General features: G+C 57.0%; 20 protein-coding genes. 10 read left to right on the plus strand and 10 right to left on the minus strand.

All coding sequences use genetic code 11. The features are described 5' to 3' along the window. The first annotated feature begins 70 nt into the window (after positions 1–70). The 5 genes from ABJI08_RS16010 to ABJI08_RS16030 are packed head-to-tail and all read left to right on the plus strand — an operon-like array spanning position 71 to position 6,070. Positions 71–1,258: a formate dehydrogenase subunit gamma gene (locus tag ABJI08_RS16010; RefSeq protein ID WP_348402851.1), complete on the plus strand. Its 1,188-nt coding sequence runs from the start codon at positions 71–73 to the stop codon at positions 1,256–1,258. Next, positions 1,259–2,557: a c-type cytochrome gene (locus ABJI08_RS16015; protein WP_348402852.1), complete on the plus strand. Its 1,299-nt coding sequence runs from the start codon at positions 1,259–1,261 to the stop codon at positions 2,555–2,557. A gap of 1 nt (position 2,558) precedes the next feature. Beyond that, positions 2,559–2,684 (plus strand): hypothetical protein, encoded by a 126-nt coding sequence (locus tag ABJI08_RS16020; protein ID WP_348402853.1) that lies wholly within the window; start codon positions 2,559–2,561, stop codon positions 2,682–2,684. A 4-nt stretch (positions 2,685–2,688) separates the two neighbouring features. Then, positions 2,689–4,071 (plus strand): sigma-54 dependent transcriptional regulator, encoded by a 1,383-nt coding sequence (locus ABJI08_RS16025; protein ID WP_348402854.1) that lies wholly within the window; start codon positions 2,689–2,691, stop codon positions 4,069–4,071. Further along, on the plus strand, positions 4,064–6,070 hold the full coding sequence (locus ABJI08_RS16030; RefSeq protein ID WP_348402855.1) for a cache domain-containing protein: 2,007 nt from the start codon (positions 4,064–4,066) through the stop codon (positions 6,068–6,070). Before ABJI08_RS16025 ends, ABJI08_RS16030 begins: the two co-directional genes overlap by 8 nt. Positions 6,071–6,162: 92 nt before the next feature. On the opposite strand, the gene ABJI08_RS16035 is transcribed toward ABJI08_RS16030, so the two are convergent. Beyond that, positions 6,163–7,812 carry a DUF1647 domain-containing protein gene (locus tag ABJI08_RS16035; RefSeq protein ID WP_348402856.1) on the minus strand — a complete coding sequence of 550 codons (1,650 nt, stop codon included), beginning with the start codon at positions 7,810–7,812 and terminating at the stop codon, positions 6,163–6,165. A 109-nt stretch (positions 7,813–7,921) separates the two neighbouring features. On the opposite strand from ABJI08_RS16035, the gene ABJI08_RS16040 reads away from it, so the two are divergent. From ABJI08_RS16040 to ABJI08_RS16050, 3 genes are read left to right on the plus strand one after another with little or no spacing between them, the layout of a single operon-like run. Continuing rightward, complete coding sequence (locus tag ABJI08_RS16040) at positions 7,922–8,875, plus strand: hypothetical protein (RefSeq protein WP_348402857.1); 954 nt, start codon at positions 7,922–7,924, stop codon at positions 8,873–8,875. A gap of 42 nt (positions 8,876–8,917) precedes the next feature. Next, on the plus strand, positions 8,918–10,642 hold the full coding sequence (locus ABJI08_RS16045) for a cyclic peptide export ABC transporter (protein ID WP_348402858.1): 1,725 nt from the start codon (positions 8,918–8,920) through the stop codon (positions 10,640–10,642). A gap of 53 nt (positions 10,643–10,695) precedes the next feature. Further along, the gene (locus ABJI08_RS16050) at positions 10,696–11,394 is read left to right on the plus strand and encodes a hypothetical protein (protein WP_348402859.1); all 699 of its coding nucleotides are present in this window, start codon (positions 10,696–10,698) and stop codon (positions 11,392–11,394) included. Here the strand turns inward: ABJI08_RS16050 and ABJI08_RS16055 are convergent. Together ABJI08_RS16055 and ABJI08_RS16060 are read right to left on the minus strand one after the other, a co-directional pair. Then, positions 11,379–11,987: a CDP-alcohol phosphatidyltransferase family protein gene (locus tag ABJI08_RS16055; RefSeq protein WP_348402860.1), complete on the minus strand. Its 609-nt coding sequence runs from the start codon at positions 11,985–11,987 to the stop codon at positions 11,379–11,381. The genes ABJI08_RS16050 and ABJI08_RS16055 overlap by 16 nt on opposite strands. A 15-nt stretch (positions 11,988–12,002) precedes the next feature. Beyond that, a complete protein-coding gene (locus ABJI08_RS16060; RefSeq protein ID WP_348402861.1) occupies positions 12,003–13,550 on the minus strand; it encodes an FGGY family carbohydrate kinase in 1,548 nt (515 codons plus the stop codon). A gap of 104 nt (positions 13,551–13,654) precedes the next feature. Here ABJI08_RS16060 and ABJI08_RS16065 point away from each other — a divergent pair, with 104 nt between their 5' ends. After that, positions 13,655–14,641, plus strand: a complete 987-nt coding sequence (locus tag ABJI08_RS16065) for a hypothetical protein (protein ID WP_348402862.1) — start codon at positions 13,655–13,657, stop codon at positions 14,639–14,641. Here the strand turns inward: ABJI08_RS16065 and ABJI08_RS16070 are convergent. Further along, positions 14,638–15,747 (minus strand): glycosyltransferase family 4 protein, encoded by a 1,110-nt coding sequence (locus tag ABJI08_RS16070; protein ID WP_348402863.1) that lies wholly within the window; start codon positions 15,745–15,747, stop codon positions 14,638–14,640. The two genes, ABJI08_RS16065 and ABJI08_RS16070, sit on opposite strands and share 4 nt — an antisense overlap. Further along, positions 15,744–16,403, minus strand: coding sequence for a CDP-alcohol phosphatidyltransferase family protein (locus ABJI08_RS16075; RefSeq protein ID WP_348402864.1), 660 nt, complete (start codon positions 16,401–16,403; stop codon positions 15,744–15,746). The genes ABJI08_RS16070 and ABJI08_RS16075 overlap by 4 nt, the downstream gene beginning before the upstream one ends. A gap of 87 nt (positions 16,404–16,490) precedes the next feature. On the opposite strand from ABJI08_RS16075, the gene ABJI08_RS16080 reads away from it, so the two are divergent. After that, entirely contained in the window at positions 16,491–17,264 is a 774-nt protein-coding gene (locus ABJI08_RS16080) for a phosphocholine cytidylyltransferase family protein (RefSeq protein ID WP_348402865.1), read from the plus strand. Here the strand turns inward: ABJI08_RS16080 and ABJI08_RS16085 are convergent. The 5 genes from ABJI08_RS16085 to ABJI08_RS16105 are packed head-to-tail and all read right to left on the minus strand — an operon-like array spanning position 17,247 to position 22,314. After that, positions 17,247–18,368: an LptF/LptG family permease gene (locus ABJI08_RS16085; protein WP_348402866.1), complete on the minus strand. Its 1,122-nt coding sequence runs from the start codon at positions 18,366–18,368 to the stop codon at positions 17,247–17,249. The two genes, ABJI08_RS16080 and ABJI08_RS16085, sit on opposite strands and share 18 nt — an antisense overlap. Further along, positions 18,365–19,483 (minus strand): LptF/LptG family permease, encoded by a 1,119-nt coding sequence (locus ABJI08_RS16090; RefSeq protein ID WP_348402867.1) that lies wholly within the window; start codon positions 19,481–19,483, stop codon positions 18,365–18,367. Before ABJI08_RS16090 ends, ABJI08_RS16085 begins: the two co-directional genes overlap by 4 nt. Before the next feature lie 40 nt (positions 19,484–19,523). Further along, positions 19,524–20,405 carry a phosphatidate cytidylyltransferase gene (locus ABJI08_RS16095; protein ID WP_348402868.1) on the minus strand — a complete coding sequence of 294 codons (882 nt, stop codon included), beginning with the start codon at positions 20,403–20,405 and terminating at the stop codon, positions 19,524–19,526. Further along, a complete protein-coding gene (locus ABJI08_RS16100) occupies positions 20,402–21,196 on the minus strand; it encodes an SDR family oxidoreductase (RefSeq protein ID WP_348402869.1) in 795 nt (264 codons plus the stop codon). The genes ABJI08_RS16095 and ABJI08_RS16100 overlap by 4 nt, the downstream gene beginning before the upstream one ends. Next, positions 21,196–22,314, minus strand: a complete 1,119-nt coding sequence (locus tag ABJI08_RS16105; protein ID WP_348402870.1) for an inositol-3-phosphate synthase — start codon at positions 22,312–22,314, stop codon at positions 21,196–21,198. The genes ABJI08_RS16100 and ABJI08_RS16105 overlap by 1 nt, the downstream gene beginning before the upstream one ends. Position 22,315 lies beyond the last annotated feature (1 nt).

Below are 22,315 nucleotides of genomic sequence, written 5' to 3' on the forward strand. Positions count from 1 at the left end.
AATGGGTCCAGCCCGATGTCGCAACGCGGCGTCGGTTTAAATGAAATTCAATTGACAGATCGAGGACCCGATGCGCGCTCTTCTCTGGCTTGTTCTCTGTATGGCGCTGGCATTGCCGGTTGCCGCTCAGGAAGCACCCGACCGTGCCGCCACTGGCGGCGCTCAAACTCTCGAAGACATCATGGCCCGGCAACGCGGCGAGAAAGTGGAAGACACTTTTCGACGCGACGCCACAGGTCAGGGCAATGTCGAAGCCCTGATGGGCCAGCTCGGTACACGTGGTGTGGCATCGGATTCCGAAGTGTTCCGCGCCCTGCGTTATGGCAGTGCCGACACAACAACTTCGTCTCAGGGGCCAACTGCCGGACTGTTGATACAGGACAGCGGCATGACATGGATGGCATTTCGGGACGGCCCGCTGACCCAATACGGGTTTTACCTTTTGGGTGGCATGATTGTTGTCATTGCTCTGTTCTGGGGTTTGCGTGGCAAAATCCGCATTGACGGTGAAAAGACCGGGCGCAAAATCCTGCGATTTGACGGGATAGAACGCTTTGGACACTGGACACTTGGTATCTCGTTCATCCTGTTGGCGCTGACCGGTCTGTTCCTGATCGCGGGGCGCGCCTTCATTATTCCCTGGCTGGGGAAAGAGGCTTATGCCCCCATCGCGCTTGCCGGGAAATGGGTGCACAACAACGTGTCATGGGCCTTTATGATCGCGCTTGTGCTGATCTTTGTGCGCTGGGTCGCACATAACATTCCAAACATGACCGACCTGCGCTGGATGGCCAAAGCGGGCGGGTTGTTTTCCAAGGATGTGCACCCCCCGGCCCGAAAATTCAACGCGGGGCAAAAGATCATCTTCTGGTCGGTTATTGTGTTGGGTGTTTCAATTTCTTTGTCTGGGGTTTCATTGCTGTTCCCGTTCGAAGTTCCGGTATTTGCCAAGACCTTTGTTCTCGCCAATGCAACCGGTCTTCCCGAATTGATCATGGGCGCCCCGCTGCCCGAGATCCTGACCCCGTATCAGGAGATGCAGCTGGCACAGCTGTGGCATGGCATTGTCGCTTTCCTGTTTATCGGCATCGTGATTGCCCACATCTATCTGGGCAGTGTCGGCATGGAAGGTGCGTTCGACGCAATGGGATCGGGCGAAGTCGAAGAACAATGGGCCAAAGAGCACCATTCCATTTGGTATGAAGAAGAAATGGCCCGTGCCAAGGCTGCGCCTGATCAGGCCACACCTGCGGAATAAATGAAATTGGCCGGCGTCATCCTGAGCCTATGCCTGATGCCGCTTGCGGCGCTGGGCGGAGAGTTCTTTACGTTGTCCGGCCATGGCGGCCCGATCAAAGGTATCGCCGTGTCCCCGGATGGTGACCGCATTCTGACGGCCAGTTTTGACTATTCTCTGGGGTTATGGGACGGCCCTGCGCCCCGCTGGCTGGAAGGGCACGAAGCGGCCGCAAATTCAGTGGTTTTCGTCGATGACACCACGGCTGTATCGGCAGGGGATGATTTTGCCGTTCTGCGCTGGGATTTGGCGAACGGCACTGCAACGCGTCTGGGTCAACACAAGGGCAAGGTGATTTCGGTACGCCTGTCCCCAGACAAAGAAACAATTGCCACGGCAAGCTGGGATGGCAGCTTTGGGATCTGGCCGTTGAACGGTCAGGCACCGCGCATTGTGTCGGTTGGCGCCAACGTCAATGACATCGCCTTTACCGCAGATGGCCGATCCATTTTGACAGCATCGTCTGACGGAAAAATCCGCATTTGGAATGCTGCCACGGGTGCGCTTGAACAGCTGTTTCTGTCCAACGGATTTGGCATCAACACAATGGTGCTGGATCATGCGCAGGGCTGGTTGGCATTTGGGGCGGTGGATGGCGTGACCCGAATTGTCGACGCAGCCTCTGGTGACACGATCAAGGATGTCACACTGGACCGGCGTCCCATTCTGGCAATGACCCTGAGCCGCGATGGTCAATACCTCGCGATTGGCGACGGAGAGGGCTATATCATGCTGCTCGACACGTCTGACTGGTCGATCCATGCGGATTTCCGCGCCACCCATCGCGGCCCGATCTGGGCACTGGCGTTTTCGGCGGACGGGCAGAACATTCACGCAGGCGGGCTGGATGACGCGATGTTCTCATGGCCGCTGGCCGATCCGCGCGACGCGCCGAAAATGGTGCATACGGATCGTGCATTTCTGAATGGCAATGACAGCGCCAGCAATGGCGAGCGTCAGTTTCAGCGCAAATGTTCGATCTGCCATACCTTAACTTCGGACAGCGCGCGCCGTGCCGGTCCCACGCTCAAAGACCTGTTTGGGCGGCGCGCAGGCACCGTGTCGCACTACACCTACTCTCAAACTCTTCAGACAACTGACATTGTCTGGACCGCGAAAACCATTGATGCCCTTTTTGATCTTGGACCGGACGTGTATATTAAGGGGACAAAGATGCCAGTTCAGCGCATCGCCAGCCCCCAGGACCGTGCCGATTTGATCGAATATCTGCGTCATTTCAGCAAAACCAAGGAAAACTGACATGAAAGCCTTTATTCTGTCCTGCGTCGCTGTCGTTGCGATTGCCATTATTGCCTATTACGGGCTGAACGCTGCGGGGTTCTCGGCGCAGGACGTTGCCAGCGGCAATTCTGTACGGCTGGACTGACCACATGAACCAGGTGGAACGCAAGCTGGCGCAGACCAAGGGGCAATCTGAATTCGGGATCAGCCTGACCACGGCGTCGGTACTTGTTGTTGATGACGAACCGGGCATCCGCAATTTTATCGTCAAGATATTGCAACCTCTGGTCGGGCGGATTGAACAGGCCGCCAATACCGAGGTGGCTTCGAGGCTATTGGATGCCAACCATTTTGACATCGTCATTCTGGACAATGTCATGCCCGGCACGTCCGGGCTGGAATGGCTGACTGAACAACGCAAGCTGGGCTTTTTTGCCGATACAATTCTGATCACGGCTTTTGCAGACATGGACACCGCAATCGAAGCGATGCGTGCCGGGGCGGTGGACTTTGTATTGAAACCCTTCCGGTCGAACCAGATCATGAATGCCGTGGCCCGGTGCATGGATCGGGTTAATCTGCGCCGCGAAAACTATCTGCTGAAATACGAGCTGGCGTCTGGAAATGCTCAGGTCCGCGCCCGTCTGCTGGGGACATCTCCGATCATCGAAAACATCCGCGCCACGTTAGAGCGGGCGGCGCCTTTACCCACCCCGATCCTTTTGACCGGAGACACCGGCACAGGCAAAGAAGTCGCCGCGCGCGCGCTGCATGTGATGTCGGACAGGTCCGAGAAATCCTTTGTGCCAATTAACTGCGCTACGATCTCGGGGGATATGGTCGAACACGAGCTGTTTGGCCAGATCACTCAGGACCAGACCGGGCGCACCGTGCGCAAGGACGGCGTGTTTATGAATGCCAATGGCGGCACGCTTTACATGGATGAAATCGTCGAGCTGTCATTGCCTGTTCAGGCCGCATTTTTGCGGGTGATTGAACATTGCCGCGTACGTCCGGTGGGGTCATCTCGCGAAGTGCCGCTGGATTTGCGATTTATTTTTGCAACCAACGGAAACCTGAAAGAGGCGGTGAAACAGGGTCGTTTCCGTGAAGACCTTTATCATCGCATCAATGTGCTCAGCATCCAGATGCCGGTTCTAAAAGAGCGGATAGGCGACATCCGCGAACTGGCGCTGATGTTCATCCAGCAGATTTCCAAATCGTTGGGCGTGCCGCCTTTGACCCTTTCCGAAGGCGTTTTGATGAACATGTCGCGCTATGACTGGCCGGGGAACGTGCGCGAATTGCGCAACCTGATTGAACGGTCATTGATCATCGGGGAATGGCCATCGGAGTTTGCATCGGGCGAGGACAGCGAAGAAGTGGAAGCGACAGACAGCCTTGCCGCCGTTGAACAGCGCCATATCCTGAGCGTGCTGGATGCATGCGACGGCAATCGCGCCGAAGCGGCCCGCCGTCTGGGGGTATCGCGCAAGACGATCGACCGCAAATGCGCGATGTGGAATGGCTGAGGCCAGTATAAAACCCAAACCCCGGCGGACAGCGTCTGTCCGAATTCGGCTGCTGTCTATTGCGTTGTTGCCGACGCTGGTGGTGATGCCGTTGTTCTTTATGCTGACGGCCGTGAACTGGTCATCGCGGTTTGACAATCTCTTGATTGCCAAGGTGAACGGCGAACTGACCATCGCGCAACAATTCCTGTCGCGCCTTTTGGAAAACAGCGATCTTCAGGTGCGCGCCGTGGCTGACTCGGCGACTTTTGTGACCCGTGTTGCTGAAAATGATCCGGTTGCCATTCAGGCTATGCTGGACACCCGCAGGCAAGAGCTGGGGTTTGATTTCTTATACTACATGCGACACGGGCAGAGCTCTGTTTCCTCTCCGGCGTCTTACGCACCAAATGAAGCCACCAAGTGGCCGGTTGTGCAGCAGGCTATGGCGGGGGCCGGCTCGACCCAGATTGATATCTTTGAACGCGCCGACCTGATCGCCATTTCCGACGCGCTGGCAGATCAGGCGCGCATCCGCCTTGTCCCCACCCAGGCCGCCGTGCCGACGGATCGCACCGAAGAAACGCGCGGCATGATGGTGCACACCGCCACTCCGGTCTCGACGAACGGCGAAATGGGGGTACTGGTGGGCGGCGTTCTGCTGAACCGCAACCTTGAATTCATCGATACGATCAACGATCTGGTCTATCCCACGGCCAGCCTGACCGAAGGCAGTCAGGGCACGGCGACTCTGTTCCTCGAAGACGTGCGGATTTCGACCAATGTGCGCTTGTTTCAAAACGAACGCGCGCTGGGTACCCGCGTGTCTGCCGCGGTGCATCAGACGGTTCTGGAACAGGGCGAGGTTTGGCTGGATCGCGCATTTGTGGTCAATGACTGGTACATTTCGGCCTACGAACCCATTGTCGACAGCTTTGGAGACCGGGTGGGCATGCTGTATGTGGGTTTTCTGGATCAGCCGTTTCGCGATGCCAAAAGCTCGACAATTCTGACTTTTGCGATTGCCTTTGCGGTGATTGTTCTGATCTCGGTACCGATTTTCCTGCGCTGGGCCCGCCAGATTTTCAACCCGCTGGAACGTATGTTGCGCACCATCGTCAAGGTTGAAGAGGGCGATCTTGGCGCTCGTACAGGTGTCTATTATTCAGGTGATGAAATCGGGCGCGTCGCCGCGCAGATGGATGAGCTTCTGGATCAAATTCAAGAGCGTGACCGTGAACTGAACCGGCGCGTTGCCGAACGCACGCGCGACCTGAAAGAGGTGAACCAGCGGCTTGAGGCGACGTCCAAGCAACTGGTAGTCTCAGAAAAACTGGCCGCCGTGGGCGAAATCGCCGCCGGGATTGCCCACGAGGTTAACAATCCCATTCAGGTCATTCAGGGAAATCTGGACGTCATTCGGGCGGAACTGGGTGTAGAAGCTGATCGCGTGCGCACAGAACTACGCCTGATCGACGAACAGGTGCATTCGATATTCCTGATCGTGAATAAGCTTTTGCAATTCACACGCCCGGACGAATATGCCGACAGCATGGAACATCACCGCCCCGCCGACGTGATGACCGACACAATTCCGCTGGTGCAACACCTGCTGAACACCGCTCAGATAGACCTGACACTTGACCTGACCAGCGATGAGGCCATTGCGATCAACCGCACAGAGTTGCAACAAATCCTGATCAACCTCATCGTGAACGCCATCCATGCGATGCCGGATGGTGGTGCTCTCGATCTGTCTGTGCGCGCGCAGTTTCAGGACAATATCCCCGGCGTCGTGATCTGCGTTAAGGACTCTGGTACAGGCATGTCCCCTGACATTCTGGCGCGCATTTTTGACCCGTTTTATACAACAAAACAGGGCGAAGGCACTGGTTTGGGGTTGTCGATCACGCGCAAACTAGTTGAGCTATATTCCGGTACCATCCTTGCAGACAGCACACCGGGACAAGGCACGCGCTTTGTGATCTGGTTTCCTCAGGATCAAGGCGCCGACGTTTGATTGACTTCAGATGACCTAAAGCTGGCAGCACACACGCTTGACATCAATACGCTTACGTATGGGGGCTCGGCAGGCTTATCACCCAACGTGACTCAGTGCCGTGTGCGACGGTCCCAAACGATCCAGTCGTCAAGTCGGGACATGTGATGCACGCCCTCTGCATCCGTCATTATCAGATGCGGCGGCGTTTCAATGACCTCTTCGTCAAACTGATCCGGCGTCAGAGTCATACGCCGATATTCCATGCCCTGACCGTAGTAATCCCGGCTGGATTGCACACAACGGATCAATTGACCCTGCCATTCAAACACCCGTCCAGCATTGCGCCCGGTGCCATGTTCCGACGTGATCTCGCGCCCTTCGGCATTCACCGGATGCGCCTGCCAGTTACCATCAATCGGATCATCCGTATGGAAGACAGCCAGATAGCGGTGCGACCCTCCTGATTGCGGCGATTGCAGCGATGTGATCAGCCACCACCGCCCGGCATGTTCGAATATCACGCTGTCGGCGGCGTTCACGTCTTCCATTATGCTGCGATGCTTGCGCCAGCCGGACGGAAAGCTGGTGCATTCATATAAATCTACACACCCATTCACGCAGGTTTCCGGCAACATCCACAGCCGCCCGTCATGTCGGAACAAAAAGGGGAACGATGCGTGCACGCCGGGGTCCAGTACGGGCACCGCCTTGCGATCACCATCCAACGGCATCGCCACAATGGTGCCGCGCATGCTCAGATAGTGAAAATCTTCCAGAAACAGCCATCGCGCGCCGTTTTCTTCCCATAAAAACGGGTCGGCATAATAATGGCCAAGCGGGCAGGGGATCACCTCTTGCTCAGATTGCCCCACGCGTGACAGACGAACCTCAAAATATTCACCCAGCCACCGGCTTGGAAACCAGCGTTTGCCAAGCCATTTATCGGCGCGGATCAGAAATTGATCCACTTCTTTCCAGATCGCATAATAAGCCCGCGCAAACGGATCGGCCCATTCGGGGAAATCCGCGCGTAGCTTGTTACGGGTTGAAATGAACTTCGTCGGCCGACCGGCCGAGATGTCAATATCAAGCTCGGGTAGCTTGATTTGCCCTGTACTGCTCAATGGTTGCACCAACGCGTTCAGCACGGATTGGTCATTGCGATGACCTTCAAACGTATCGCCGGGGGGACGAATGATGTCTTCGTCTTCTGAAAGCCGGGCCCATTCCTCTATGATGTCGCGCAGCTCTGGCCGGGATGTGTCCACACCCACCAGCCCCGATGCCAGCTCTCTCGATCCCCAGATCCAGCGCGGCATGTTCAGCTTTTCCAACATACGGATGTCACAGCGCCCCAACAGGCTGGTTTGACCGCGCAACATGTAAAACCCATGTGTCCGCACCCAGTCAACCATCGGCGTCATATTGTCTTTGGGCAGGTTCGCGCTGTCCATCCAGAACACTAGCCCATCGTTATTTTGTACTACGTCCCACACTACCTGGGCCTTCCAGGCATAGGCGCCAAAGGACGGGACATAATGGGCGGGCAATTCGCTCAGGTCTAACGTTCTGAACTCGACCCAGTCGAAACGTTTCTCCAGCCGCGCGCGCTGTTGGCTGGTCATGCCAAGGTCATAAGCGATCCACCGCGCGCCCTGGTTCCAGCCATGGCGCTTAACCGCCTGAAACAGCTGATGCAGATTGCGTGCAAACACGGCATCTGCCCCTGTGACAAAAATCACGTCATTCGGCCTTTGCATCGCGCGGCACCCGGGTTAATTGCTCGTCAGCGCTTTTATACGGCGTGGGCCGAGATTGACCAGTTGCCAATCCGGCACTTGGCGACATTTGAACAGTCTTGGGGGCAAAGTGTTGATCTTTCTTGCGGCATTGCTGATCGCGCTGGTGGTGGCGCTTTGGCTGCATCACCTGTTTGAGGGCGAACGCCTGTTGTCGGATCTGCTGCGAGAACGCCGTCTGTCTCGTCTGTCGCTGGCCGAACTGGATCAGCGCTGGCAAGACGCGGACAAGTCCGACATCGTTGTGTCGCTGACCACAATCCCCAGCCGCATTGCGTTGATTGACACAGTACTCAAAGGGTATCTGGATCAGTCCCGCCCCCCGAAAAAAATCTTGCTGAACGTGCCTGACTTTTCGCTGCGCGAAGAGGTGGCTTATGACGTGCCTGCCCATCTGGAACAGCTTGACGCGGTTGAGATTGTTCGAGGTAAGGATTGGGGACCTGCGACCAAACTGATCCCTGCGCTTTTGGCGTCGGAGCCGGATCAGCTGATTGTTGTGGGCGATGACGACCGAATTTATCCGCATGATTTCTTGGCAACCTTTGAAACGACGGCGTCAGAGCATCCCGACGACGCTTTGACCATGGCTGGCTGGGTGGTTCCATCTGATCTGATGGACCGCCCGACAACGCTGCGCTCGAACCTGTTGCAGGAACCCCCGGCACCTTTACGCGGACACCGGCTCAAGAGCACACGCGAAGTTGATGTGTTGCTGGGCGTGTTTGGCTATGCTGTCCGCCCGCGGTTTTATGACCTGCAGGAACTGACCGATATTGACGACACACCACGCGCGGCGTTTCTGGCAGATGATGTGCGCAGCAGCGCCCTGTGTCAGGTCGCGCGCTTCGTGATCCCGTGCCGGGGGCTCAGCTTTTTGCCCAAGGCCGACACCGCCCATTACAAGCTGACGGCGCTGGCCAACCTCAACCGCGGCGATGGCTCTTTGGAAGATCGCAACAACACCAAGGCCATTCGCCATTATGCAAACCGCTGGCGCGTTGGCGGTTCGGCAAACAGGTGACTGGCGCATGGATTCCAAAACAGATAGTTTCGCCGCAACAGGATGTCTGAGGCCGACGTGAGCATAGAATTCAGGGAAATTCCCCCGCCAGAAGAAGCGGGCCTTAAGGCGCTGACACGTCGCAGATTAACTGTTTTGCGGTTCCTCACGGTGACTTCAGGCGTGGTGCGCGATCCAATTGTGATCGTTACGCTGGTGGCCAGCCTGTCGCGCACAGGTATGATTTTTGGGATCAATGAAACTGCCAAGGCGGCAGGGCAGGGGTTTGGCTGGTCGATCTGGCTATTGATCGTGTCCGCAATAGCGTTGGTAATTTCAAGCTATTACAAACGGTTGCGGGCTTTTTATCTGATCACCTCGAACATGGCCAAGCTGCGCGAACGCATGGCGCGCCGCCTTTTGCGGGCCAACGTGGATTTCTTGCTTTCCAGCAAACATGGGCAGGTTTATGCGTCCATGACGCATGAAGTGGCGGCCCTGTCCGGCGCGGTCCTCAATGTGATTGAAGCACTGGAAGCCTTTGTCGTTCTGGCTATCGCTGTGCCCTATCTGTTTTATGTCAGCTGGACGGCGGGGGTCGCTGCCGTAGTGACTGTGATCATCGGCATGCTGGGCTATATTCTCCTCGATCTTCCCGCACGCCGCCACAATCTGATCGCCTCCGAGCTTTTTGCGACCTATTGCGACCGGGTTGGTGACATGCTGTCGGGCTGGCGCGAATTGCGCCAACGCGGCACACGGCGTCAGGCGTTAGAACGCGAAACGCTTGATGTGATCGAGCAGAACATGGACCACCGGCTCAAGTCGGAAAAGCTTTACACCGGCAGCGCGGTTGTTGGGCAAACCGCTGTGATCCTGTTGTTGTGTTTCGTGGTGATCGCGATCCCGGTGCTGCAGGGCGGCGACACTACGACGATGTTTCAGGTTCTGACGATCGTGTTCCTGACCAACGGGCCGATCGAGTTGATGTTCAACATGATGCCGCGCCTGTCGCGGGCTGAAAACGCCTATTACAAGCTGCAACAGACCGAACAATCCTTGAGCACCGCACAATCGCGGTCGTTGATGGCCGACCATCCCGCGAATGAGAGCTTTGAAAGCATCGAATTAAAGGGCGTTGAAGCCCAAGTGCGCGAGCTGGAAAAACCAGACGCAGAAGTGTTTCATCTGGGTCCAATTGATCTGTCATTCCGGCCCGGCGAAACCGTGTTCATATGTGGTGGGAATGGATCTGGCAAAACCACGTTGCTGTCCTTGATCACGGGTTTACGTCACCCTGAAAAAGGTGAAATTCTGCTTGATGGCGATCCGCTGAACGAAGAAAGCACGTCCGGGTATCGAGAACTGTTTACCGGGGTATTCAGTGGTTTCCACCTGTTCGAGCGCGCCTATGGCATGAATGATGAAGAGCTTGCCGAATTGGAACGCCGTATCGCACAATTGGGCCTGTCTGAACGTGTGCAAATGCGCGAGGATCGGTTTTCATCTACGTCGTTGTCTGCAGGCCAAAGCCGCCGTCTTGCGTTGGCTGTTGCGCTGGCCGAGCAACGCCGGATAATTGTTCTGGATGAATTCGCCGCTGATCAGGACCCTGCGAACAGGGCGTTTTTCTATGATGTCCTTGTGCCAGAACTCTCTGCCTCGGGCGGTCTGGTGCTGGCTGTAACCCATGATGACCACCAGTTCCATAAATGCGATCGCCTGATCAAAATGGACTCTGGTCGCGTGATTTCGGATACGCGTCAAAATGGGCGGTCAGACGCGTGAATTCCGCGCCTGTCCCCTCTCGTTCGGCATCTGTCGCATTGTCGGTGTCCGTCGTGTGCACGCTCATTGTCGTGTCAGTTGTGAACTACCTGATCTACACCGCGCGCTGGGACTTTGCCTTGCTGCATCCGGCTTATGTGGCAAGCCAACCTCCCACAATCAGTCGCGCGATTTCGGACCCGATTGTCGGCGACCCATTTGCTGTATGGATGTTGATTTGTGCGCCAATTCTGTGGATCGGCGTCTTGTTAATGATAATGACGATGTGGCGCGGCCTGCGGCAAAATCACGGTTCAGGCGATGGCTTGAAAATGGTCAAAAACCTGTCGATACTGGTCATTTTTCTTCAGGCTTTGGCCTCTTCAGGCATGATTATCCTCAGCCAATATCGCTTTCCTGACCATGACGAAATGCACATGTTTGGCAGCTACCTGTTCTTCTTTTCACAGGCGTTTGTTGTTTTCTCAGGGGAATTGTTGTCGCGGGCATATGATCGTTTGCCCCCGAACTCACGTCTTATGCTTCCTGCTTTTTGCAAGCTACGCCGGATTGCCATACTCGGCCCCATCATTCTGTCCGCCGTGTATCTGGGGTTGTTTATCGGCAAGGATTTTGTCAGCGGTCCAATACGCTACGTGGTATTGCAAGCCTATGTTTCCATAGAGCTTTTGCTAATTTCGTCTTTTCTTTTTTATATTCTGGGATGGACGCCAGATTGCGTGCTGGCCGTCCGGCGCTATTTGCGCGCCTGATCCGTTTCGCGCAACAGCATTGTCGCCCGGCGCGCACGTTGCAGCGCGGTCACATGAGACAAGATCGCGAAACCAGCCAGCCCAGCGGTGATGACCCAGTGGCCCAACACACTTGCGATGATCAGCATGGCGCACAGATAGATGACACGCTCCAGTCGTTCAAAGAAATCGGGCCAGTCTTCGTTGCTGATCGGGATTTCAATGGCGGTTCGGGCCTTGGCATAGGACGTGATCACGCTGCCTGAAAAACAAGCCAGCGCAAGCGGCCACTGATCATGCACATGCGCGACGGTCGCCAGAACGGCCAGCTCCTGATACCGGTCAACCATGGCGTCAAAATACCCGCCTGCCATCGACCTCATGTCGCGTCGCCGTGCAACCGCACCGTCCAGCGCGTCAAAGGCAAATGCCACCGCCAGAGAGATCCCATAGATCAGCGGCGAACCGTGCAGCAGATACGCCCCTGAGGCCAGAAGGATCAGGACCAGGCCTGCAAATGTCACCTGATTGGGCGTCAATCCTGCTCGCACAAGCGGCGTCGACATCGCCTCCCAGATTGGATCGATTTTCGATTTCAGCAGCCCATCAATCATGCCGCTTCCTCCCTCTTAACGTTGGTAGCTTCGGATGATGTCCCGACGAATGCGGTCCAATCGTGCGGCCCTTGCTTGCATCACCTCTACCCGCCTTTGGTCCGGGGTGTACCGGGCCGTGTCGCGGCCTTTAAGCCGGGCGGCAGCTTCGGTGGCTGTTGCGGCCCAGCCCATCGCTGGCGCGGCCAGCGTGGCGGCGCCCAAAACGCCTGCATGCCGCGCCGCACAGACACGAATATCGCGGCTCAGCGTGTCGGCCAAAAGCTGTGCAAAACCCGGATTGGCCGCGGCACCACCCACCAGGGCCACCGGTCCGTCCGGTTGCACGCCCCTCTCCGACGATACCTTGTCAAACGCCCATTTCAGGTTCAGGGCGACGCCTTCCACCACCGCACGGCGCAACGTGCTCGTGTCGTGGTCAAGCGCCAGCCCATGAAATGTTCCCCTAAGGTCATGATCGTCGACCGGCACGCGTTCGCCAGTCAGCCAGGGCAGAAAGAACGGATCTTCCAGCCGCACACGGCCGATGTCGTCAAATCCTTGTCCGTCACCAATCACCTGCATGGCCCATTGCATGGCTGAACCGGCATTTTCCTGTGACGCGATCAGCAACGGGCGGTAATCCAGACAAGACGTGATCGTCGCATAGGCATGCGGAATGCTGACCCGGCGTCCCTTAAAGAACCCGGCGATCCACGCGCTGGTGGCAACGCTGATATGAAGCGCCCCGTCCTCGACCTCGCCTGTGCCCAGTGTCGCGGCAGTCACATCTGCCCCGCCGCCCAGAACCTGTACATCTGTCGACAGGCCCAATGCGTTTGCGGCGTCTTCAGTCAGGCCGCCAACCTTCTGATCGCCAGCCACTATCGGCGGCATACGATCAATCGGAATTCCCGCCAGCCTGGACAGCGTTTCAGACCATCCTTCACGACCACGCCGTGTGTTCATCACCCAGGAAAGGTTCGCGGATTCCGGGCAGGTGGTGAACTTGCCGGTCGCGCGATGCACCAGCCAATCCCGCACATCCAGAAACCATCGGGTCCGGTCAAACACATCCGGTTCGTTTTCCTTGACCCACAGAATTTTTGCAGTTGGGTCCATGCCATTTTGTGCCGGCGCTCCATTGGCCAGAGCCAGCCACAAAAGCCCTTTGTCGACCCTATATCCGCGCACGCTTGGAAACCCGCCCACCAACCGGTTGCCCACTTCGGCGGCGCGTTTGTCCATCCAGGTCAGACAGGGGCGCAGCGGCTTTCCGTCTTTGTCAGCACAGACAACGCCGCACACTTGTCCACAGAATACAATGGCACCTGCGCGCGTGCGCAAATCCGGCATGTCTTTGTGCAATGCCGCCAGCGCGCGTTCTAACGCGGCCCACCAATCGTTCGGGTCCTGTTCGGCACGGCCACCGGGCGACAAAGACAATGGGTAGGTTTCCGTCACCCGTGCCAAAAGCGTCAGCTGATCGTCAACCACACCGACTTTTACGCCAGAGGTGCCGAAATCCGCCGCTATGACCAGATCGCCTTTTGCCAATGCCCGTTCTCCAGTGTTTTTATGCATCGGCCCGTCCTGAACCGTCGAAATCGGTCTGGCATGGTTGAACCTGTCTTGGCAACCGCGCATATCCGCTTGCGTTGAACCTTCTCGCTGTCAAGGATATCCGCATGACCCAAACCCCAGCCAAACACGCCCCATCGCAGGAACTGCCCGCCAAAAGCATCGATGTGGTGATCATGTGGGTAGATGATCAGTTCGACGGATATCAGGACCTATTGGGCCAGTACGCCGAAGACGCGCATGACACCAATCCCAACCGAACCCGCGATAATCTGGAACTGCTGCGCTATTGCCTGCGTTCGCTGGATCAGAACATGCCCGAAATGCGGCATCTCTATCTGTTCACGCAACGTCCTCAATGCCCGGACTGGCTGAATGCGCAACATCCCGATCTACGGATTGTGCATCACGATCAGGTTGCCGATCCGGCGATTTTGCCCACGTTCAATTCGTTTTCGATCTTATCACATGTGCATATGCTGCCAGACCTTAGCGACCAGTATGTCTTTTTCGAAGACGACATGATGCTGGCCAAACCGGGTCTGATGCAGGCGCTGACGCGGGACGGTCGCCCATTATCGTTGTTCAAATCCAAGACCACCAAAAACGCCGACGCGCTTGACCCGGTCCAGGACGGACCGTGGAACCATGCCCTGGCCAATTCGAACCGCATTCTGAACGAAACTTACGGTGATGCGCCGCGCCAATATGCGATCCACGGCCCGCGTCTGTTTGATAGAAATCGCATGTCAGGTTTGGAAGATCGATTTGCCGACGCATTTACCAGCACCAGACGCACCCGGTTTCGCGATGGCTCAAATATTCCACTCGAATATTTCTATCCGCACGCCATGGTCGAGGAAGGCAATTCGCTCAAATGCACACAAGCCGAGGCGGATCAGGTCGAGGGGTATGTCTCTTTGGAAAACCTGTTGCCCTGGACGTGGTTTCAGCTGTGGCGCATGAAACGCCGCGGCCCGTACTGTTATACTCTGAATGACAGCTTCAATGACCAGCCCAACCCGCGCGTCGAACGTTTCGTTAAAAACTGGCTGAACCGTGAATTTCCAACCCCATCGCGGTTTGAGCGCTAGGTCAACGCCGAATGGTAAATTGCTTCGTACGCCGGGCCAACAGTGCGAATGTCAAATCTTTGAGCCTGACTTAGCGCCCAGGTCCGCATGCGGTCCAGTTTGGCCGGGTGTTCTGCCAACTCAATAATCTTGTCGGCCAGCGCCTCGGGCTGTCCCGGAGGCACCAACAGATCTTGACCCGCGCCGCTCAGAACTGTTGCATATCCCGAATTGGCTGCAGCCACCGGCACCGTACCAGCGGCCATGGCCTCGGCCAGAACAAGTCCAAAACTCTCTCCATGTAGCGCAGGCGCGATAAACAAATCGGCGGATGCCACCAGCGTGCGGGCCTCTTCATTGTCTGGGGACGAGCGAAACGTTATGCCGCCAGTGCCAGACTTGGCTGCTTGGTCGCGCAACGCACCTTCTTCTGATCCGTCGCCCGCGATGATCAACTGAGCCTCGGGGATTGCCTTGTGCGCTTTTGCCCACGCGTCCAACAACACGGACACGCCCTTGCGTTGTTCCAGACGCCCCATATAGACAACTTTCAGCACGTCCGAAGACTGCGAGGTCAATCCGGCTTTGCGCCACAGCGACAAATCCACGGCAGGTGGCAAAATCCGGGGCAATGGGCTTGCGCGCTGCGCTGCCCATTGATCGCGCACCCCCTGAGACGGGACCACGACCGAAGTTAGCCGCTTATTAAAATAGGTGGCGCTGCGTCTCAGCAGCATCGCAACCGGGTCAAAGCCCGAATTCTCTGGCAATGTGGCGTGAAACGTAGCCACCGAGGGGAGTTGCAACGCCCGCCACATTTGCCAGACCATCATGGGCGTCCACGGGGTGTGCAGATGCACAACCTCGGCACCCCAGTCACGCAGTTCTTCGACACAGGCCTTAACTTCGGGTCGTCGCGCACGGGTGAGCTCAAATTGTGTTCCGTGCACCGTAAGCGGGCGGCATCCGCCCAACGTCATCAATCCAGGTATGTCGGTATTGCCCGGCGGCGCCACAATCCGTACCTCATGTCCTTGTGCACACAGCCAAGCGCTCAGATCACGAATATTGCTTTGCACGCCGCCGGGGCGGCCCATTGAATACGGGGTGATATGAACAATCTTCATTCAATAACTCGGGTCAATGCATCAAAAACGTCGCCGATGCTGTAAATCAGAACCGCAATGACCGCCAGATGCATATAAGGCCCCGACAGGAACAGAAACGGGATCAATCCGCTTAGACCGTTCAGAAACCACATGGCCCATCCGGGCGTGCTTTGCGACGTTGGTACATTTTTCGGCGCGCGATCATTGCACACCCGCGCAAAAAGCCGCAGCCATCCCGCCATGAATCCCAGCATGGTCCAGAATACACCGCTGTCCGCGGCACGATCAGCGAGAAGGCCCATCGCCGCGTACAGTACGCCCCACTGAAACATATCGACCAGAAAATCATACCGCCCGCCGGCCTCTGAACCCATGCCCGAAACCCGCGCCATTGATCCGTCCGCGCAATCCAGCGCCTGAAACAAAAGCGCCAGCACACATGTCGCAACACCTGCTATCGCCAGCGGAAGCAACCCGGCGGAAAAGGGTATAAGTAACACCACCAGCAATGCCAAAAACGTCACATTTGTCGGCGTCGCCGGGGTTTTCAGAAACGCCCAGGCCAGCACATTCCCCGGCAAGCGATACAACAGGAAAACCGACCAATTGCTGGTCTTTTCTTCCTCTGCTGTCGCGCGATTGGCGTCAATCAGCTGATGTAGCGAATAACTCATAAATTCAGTGTCCTGTTGCTTCTTGCAGATGGTCCCGACCTCACATAGGGTCCGGCCCGTTCTTAGTCGGTTTTGAAAGCGGAAAACATGGTTGATTTGAGCGCGCTTATCCTTGCTGCCGGGCGTGGAGTTCGTATGGGGCCGCGCGGGCGTCTCACACCTAAGGGGTTGTTGGAAATCAACGGTATACCGCTGGTGGCACGGTCTGTCGACTTGTTGCGGTCTCGTGGCATTGAACGCATTCGGATTGTGACCGGTCATTTAAGCGATCAATACGAGACATTGTTTGCGGGACGGGATGACATCGAACTGATCCATAATCCGGCTTACGATCAGACGGGCAGCCTACAATCTTTGATGACCGGGCTTAATGGTCTGAGCGGGCATATTGTCCTGCTGGAATCTGACGTCATCTATGAGGCCCGCGCGCTTTCTCCTGTGGCGTCGAACCAGACGCGCATGATTGTATCCGGTCAAACCAATGCCACCGACGAGGTCTATGTCTGGTCGCGTACCGGCGCCACCGGAACACCGTCATTTGATACCATGTCCAAAGACATCAATGCCCAGCCACACGCGCATTATGGTGAACTGATGGGCATCACGTGTTTCTCTGCGCCTCAGGTCGAACGCCTGCGTGCCGCAGCGACATCGGTTTTGGCTGAAAATCCCAAGTCAGATTATGAAGCGGCCGTTATCGAGCTTGCACGCGACACGGATATCGAAGCGGTTTTGCTAGAGGATCTGGCGTGGACCGAAATTGATGACGAAGCGATGTTTGCACGGGCTGTTGATACCGTCTGGCCGCAAATTCAGGAACGTGATGCGCGCATACAGACCCGTTCAGCGGTTGCGTCTTAAGTATCCGGCCTGCTGTAACTGCAAAACAACCGACAACAAAACTGCCAGACTGATCGGGATGAGGGCTGCCCAATAAGGCGGCAGGCGTCCGTGAATCCCGAGCGCCCAGAACACTTTGAACGAGACGAGTGTCACGTAACCAATTGTGACCAAGGGCAAAAGGCGGAACGGCGCCAACCGGCGGCCACGTCGCCCCGCCAGCGCCAGGCTGGCGCCCAAAAGCGCAAATACGCCCGGTAGAAAAAAGGCCAGCTTGCGAAACGCCAACGCCGTGCGCGCATCGCTGGCCGCCTGCGTCCCGGTTAACCGAGCCACCTGTTTCAGGGCAGAGTTTGGCATGAAATACCCGTGAACACCAAAATACTGAACACGGTCAATGTTCAATGGGTACCAGATATCCAATGTTTCCATGCGCTGTGTCGCGGTCCCGTTTTCTCCTTGCCATAGCGTCACGCCCTGTAACCGCCATTGTTCATCTTCTGACAGCGGAGCGGCGCTTTCAGCAAAAATGATCCGGCTCAGCACGGGCTGGTCGATACCTTCAAAAATGGTCACATCCGTCAAAGATGCATCCGCACCACGTCGCACTTCGGCCCGCATTGCCAGATTTTCATTCACAAACCAGCGATGTGTCAGCTGTGTATTGCCAAACCAGCGCCCGTATTGCCCCAGCCCCATTTCCACCTGGCGTTCCACAGTTGGCGGGCGCAACCAATTCTGAAACGAGCCTTGAATAGCCCCTGTGACGGCCCCAACCATCAACAGGGCACTCAGCATCACAGCCGGAGAGGCTCCGGCAGCCGCAAGAACAACGTCTTCCATACGTTGATGACGCAGCGCCGTGGTCACTCCTGCACCAATCAACGCCGCCATGCCCAAAAGACGGGTCACAATATCCACTGAGCGAAACGACAGATAAGGCAGCAACACCCGCCAAACCGGCTGTTCCGTTTCCGCGGCCCTTGCGCGGATATTGTCCAGACTGTCGGTCAGATCGATGGTCAGCGCAATCACCAGCAAGGTGAACATCACAAACGCAATTGCCTGCAAATAGGCCCAGACCATGCTGCGCACGGCCACACCGGTATAAGCGCGCCAATTCATGACCGCCGCCCCGCCGGGATCATCAAAACCTCGCGTTTGCGGGCCAGATAGGCCAGCGGTGGACCCAGATAGATGGCCAGTGCCAGAAGGATCAGAGCCAGCGGCGAAAACGATTCGACACTGCCCGCCACAACCGAGCGGGCCAGAATATCCCCCGCCATCAACACCAGCGCGGCCAATGGCAACGCTATATAGCGCCCGATCCCGGATCCCGCCGCCACGATCGCCGCCAACGCCAGCAGGGCCGCCATAGGTACCATCAAAGCCCGGGTCGCGATCTTGGCAATGCGCGGTGTCGCATCCGGCGCGTTAATATCCAGCATGCGTTCGGCCTTGCTGCGGTCACGGCGCGGTGGAGTTGTGACATCCGACATGCCAAACGCAAAATCTCCATCGGCCACGCTGAACCGGCTGACATGCCTCAGCGCTTTTTCGGTCTTAGGATAGACACCTTCATAAGCCGAAAGTGCCTCCAGTATGATCTTGCGCTGGCCGCCATCATCCGCGTCTGTCACATGCCAGTTGCGCGACTGTATCGTGCGCCACATAGGTCCGTAATTGGGTTGAAACACAAATAACTGCCCACGCCTTTGCGCTCCGTCCTTTGGTGGGGTGGCAATAAATGTAACGCCCCGAATGGTCTGCTGAGTGTTCAATGGTCCGGCATGTTCGATCCGGCTGACGATGTGCTGGGTCTGCAATTCCGCCATCTTGATCCGACTGGCATAGCGCGCCAGTGGCGAAATGAAACCGGCAGTGGCAAGGCTCACGGCACCGCCGATCAATCCGATGACAAGAACGACGCTGACAATCCGGCTCCACCGGATACCGGACGAGGCGAGAATGACCAATTCACCCCGATTGCGCGCATCCGTGACCACAAAATAGACCGCAATCAGCATACCAACCGCAAGCGCCAGATCAAAAATCTCGGGCACTTTGAACAACAGCAAAATCGCAACATCCGCCGCCACTGCATCCTGTCGCAAGGCTTCTTCCAGAAGGGTGGTAAAGCTTTCAGCCAGAAAAATTGCTTCGACCACGGCCAAAATCAACATCAGCCGCGCGACAATCGGGATACCTAGAATGCGTGTGATCGGGCCCAGAACTCTCATCGGCCACCAGAGACATGTGCGAAGTCTTCGGACGGCTGCGTCATAGCAAAACCAACACGAAATACAAGGCGACCAACCCGGCGCTGGCGGCGATCCAGCTGTCCAGAGAATCCAACAGCCCGCCCTGACGCTTCATCACCACCGGGTAATCCTTGACCCCGGCATTGCGTTTAAGGCGCGATGCCGCCAGATCACCGGCCACGGCCAACATTGCGACCATCAATGCGACCCCAACCATCGCCCCCACGTTCAACCCCAACAGACCAGCCGAAATTGCAGTCAGAACGCACAGACTTATGGCCCCGCCCATCAGCCCCTCAACGGTTTTGCGTGGCGACAAGATCGGAAAGGCAGGGCGCTTGCCGAACAGCTTGCCGAACAAAAGTGCAAAGCTGTCAAAAATCTCGACCAGCACATACGTGCCCGCCACCGCGACGCGCATTTCGGGTGCGACGCCACCATGCGCCATCAACGCCATTGGAATGACCGGAAACACCAGCAGTTCCAACAAGGCATGGGCGGTCCGGCCCTTTTGCATCTTCACTACGCGGACCAGCAACAGGGGCCACACCCCAGCCAGCGCCACTGCAATCAGCGTTTCGCTCATCACGGCCAAACTCAGACCAAGACAAAGAATGGCCATGCCCCATGCCGCCTGCGCTGTGCCAAACCGCACGTGTCCGGCTTCAAATCCGACGCGCAAGGCCACGACAACCATCAAGGCCACAATCCCAACGGTGCCCGACAAAGTCGCGCAAATCAGAACGGCTGCGATCAGCGTTGCGCTGAAGAAAGTTTTCACAAGATCGCGCGCCGTGTCGCGGGTAGTCGGGATGACAACCAACAAACCCAACACGCCATATCCGATCGCCAAAAGCACGGCGCCGGTCAGGGCCAGTTGATGAATGTTCAGCCCGATCATGGGCCATATTTGCGGACAATCCGCCGTTGGTGCCACCGCAACAGCGGTGCAATCAGGCTGGTAAACCGGTTCAGCCCCGCCATCTGAAACCCGGGGGCCACGACCAGCTTGCCGCGCTGCATGCCATCAACCAGCTTGCGGGCGACATCTTCCGCCTGCCACAGTCCACCGCCTTGGGAAATCTTAGCGGTGGCGCGCGGTTTGCTTGCCATTTCTGCCTCAAGCTGGGGCGTGTCCGTATCTGGGGGGTAACAGACCGTCACGCTGATCCCGTCCGTTTCCAATTCGATGTGCAGTACCTCTGCCAGCCCGCGCAACGCGAATTTCGACGGCGCATAGGCGCCATAGCCGTAAATGCCAAAAAACGCCGTGCCCGAAGAAATCAATCCGATCTGTCCACCGCCTGCTTCGGCCATCGCGCGGTGCAGCGCGCTGACAAAATAAAGCGCTCCGAAATAATTCACCTGCATGTGGCGTTCGTGCAGGTCCAGCGGTTGTTCAGTGAACAAGCCCGGTTGCGCGATCCCGGCGCTGGCGATCGCTACTTTGGGCGCGCCCATGACGGCAATCGCCTCTGTCACTGCGCTGAAAACGGCCTTGCGGTCGCTGACATCGACGGCGAATTCGCGCACTTGCACGGTTGGTGCCTGTTCCAGAATGGCCGTCCGCGCGGCGGACAGCTTGCCGGGGTCCCGTGCGAACATCGCGATATCGTGGCCTTTTTTCGCCAACAGCACAGCAGCGGCAAATCCGATGCCGCTGGAGCCGCCGGTGACAAAGGCCGGGCCCATCAGGCGCTTGCCTCGCCCCCTTTGACGAAATTCAAAATCACGTCATGGGCATCAGTGTCTTCGATTTGCTTGGGCGGGTGTTTGAACAGAAAGGCGCTCGCATCCTGAATCGGGCCGGCCAGTTTGCGATCCAGCGCGATCCGCGCCAAACGAATGGCGACAATGGCTTCGGCTGCGGCGTTGGGGCTGTCCTCGACATCCAGACGCACTTCGATATTGGTACGCGCGCCGCCAAACAGACGCCCCTCAAGACGTACATAAGCGACCTTACGGTCATTCAGCCAAGGCACGTAATCTGACGGACCAATGCGAATATCGGTGTCCTTCAGACGCTCTTCCAGAACCGCCTGTACCGCTTCGGTTTTGCTTTCCCGTTTGTTGGCCAGCCGGTCCTGTTCGGTCATATTCAGAAAGTCGGTATTGCCACCCACGTTCAGCTGATAGGTGCGGTCAATCTCGACACCGCGCATTTCGGCCAGATTGGCCAGGGTCCGGTGCACGATGGTCGCGCCGAACTGTGCCTTGAAATCGTCGCCCAGAATGGGCACGCCAGCGTCTTCGAATTTCTTGGCCCACACAGGGTGCGACGCGATGAATACCGGAATGCCATTCACCACGGCCACGCCAGCCTCAAGCGCACATTCCACATAGAATTCCACGGCTTTTTGCGACCCAACCGGCAAAAAGATGATCATCACTTCGGCTTCAAGCGCGCGCAGCTTTGCCACGATGTCCTGCTTGCTCAGCGCAGGTTCCTGCGAAAGCCGGAAACTGCGGTCTTCGGGGTTCTGCAACATGTGCCATGCAACCCCATCCAGATCAGGGCCGCGATGGATCATTGCGGTCTGTCCATCCAGATCGGTGTAGAACCGTTCGGTGCAGTTGGGTTCAGCAAATGCCGCTTCGCCCAGCGGCTTGCCGACTTTGCGGTAATCCACGTCAAACCCGGCGACCAGCTCAATATCCTCGGGCTTATATCCAGCCAGATCGGGAAAGCTCACCCCAACGGCGTCTTCGCCCTTGTCCCGGCAATAGGCAACGCCTTGAATTAGAGAACTGGCACAGTTGCCAACACCGACAATCACAGTGCGAATACGGTTGGGTGTTTGAGAGGTCATT

Source organism: Shimia sp. (genome assembly GCF_039969785.1).
GTDB lineage: Bacteria > Pseudomonadota > Alphaproteobacteria > Rhodobacterales > Rhodobacteraceae > Shimia.

Excerpts from the sequence above, each read along its gene's own strand:
- ABJI08_RS16010 (WP_348402851.1), top strand. The coding sequence starts at position 71 with ATGCGCGCTCTTCTCTGGCTTGTTCTCTGTATGGCGCTGGCATTGCCG.
- ABJI08_RS16100 (WP_348402869.1), bottom strand. The coding sequence starts at position 21,196 with ATGGGCCCGGCCTTTGTCACCGGCGGCTCCAGCGGCATCGGATTTGCC.
- ABJI08_RS16045 (WP_348402858.1), top strand. The coding sequence starts at position 8,918 with ATGTCTGAGGCCGACGTGAGCATAGAATTCAGGGAAATTCCCCCGCCA.
- ABJI08_RS16085 (WP_348402866.1), bottom strand. The coding sequence starts at position 18,368 with ATGAATTGGCGCGCTTATACCGGTGTGGCCGTGCGCAGCATGGTCTGG.
- ABJI08_RS16025 (WP_348402854.1), top strand. The coding sequence starts at position 2,689 with ATGAACCAGGTGGAACGCAAGCTGGCGCAGACCAAGGGGCAATCTGAA.
- ABJI08_RS16080 (WP_348402865.1), top strand. The coding sequence starts at position 16,491 with ATGGTTGATTTGAGCGCGCTTATCCTTGCTGCCGGGCGTGGAGTTCGT.
- ABJI08_RS16055 (WP_348402860.1), bottom strand. The coding sequence starts at position 11,987 with ATGATTGATGGGCTGCTGAAATCGAAAATCGATCCAATCTGGGAGGCG.
- ABJI08_RS16105 (WP_348402870.1), bottom strand. The coding sequence starts at position 22,314 with ATGACCTCTCAAACACCCAACCGTATTCGCACTGTGATTGTCGGTGTT.
- ABJI08_RS16095 (WP_348402868.1), bottom strand. The coding sequence starts at position 20,405 with ATGATCGGGCTGAACATTCATCAACTGGCCCTGACCGGCGCCGTGCTT.
- ABJI08_RS16015 (WP_348402852.1), top strand. The coding sequence starts at position 1,259 with ATGAAATTGGCCGGCGTCATCCTGAGCCTATGCCTGATGCCGCTTGCG.
- ABJI08_RS16070 (WP_348402863.1), bottom strand. The coding sequence starts at position 15,747 with ATGAAGATTGTTCATATCACCCCGTATTCAATGGGCCGCCCCGGCGGC.
- ABJI08_RS16035 (WP_348402856.1), bottom strand. The coding sequence starts at position 7,812 with ATGCAAAGGCCGAATGACGTGATTTTTGTCACAGGGGCAGATGCCGTG.
- ABJI08_RS16060 (WP_348402861.1), bottom strand. The coding sequence starts at position 13,550 with ATGCATAAAAACACTGGAGAACGGGCATTGGCAAAAGGCGATCTGGTC.
- ABJI08_RS16090 (WP_348402867.1), bottom strand. The coding sequence starts at position 19,483 with ATGAGAGTTCTGGGCCCGATCACACGCATTCTAGGTATCCCGATTGTC.
- ABJI08_RS16075 (WP_348402864.1), bottom strand. The coding sequence starts at position 16,403 with ATGAGTTATTCGCTACATCAGCTGATTGACGCCAATCGCGCGACAGCA.
- ABJI08_RS16065 (WP_348402862.1), top strand. The coding sequence starts at position 13,655 with ATGACCCAAACCCCAGCCAAACACGCCCCATCGCAGGAACTGCCCGCC.
- ABJI08_RS16030 (WP_348402855.1), top strand. The coding sequence starts at position 4,064 with ATGGCTGAGGCCAGTATAAAACCCAAACCCCGGCGGACAGCGTCTGTC.
- ABJI08_RS16020 (WP_348402853.1), top strand. The coding sequence starts at position 2,559 with ATGAAAGCCTTTATTCTGTCCTGCGTCGCTGTCGTTGCGATTGCCATT.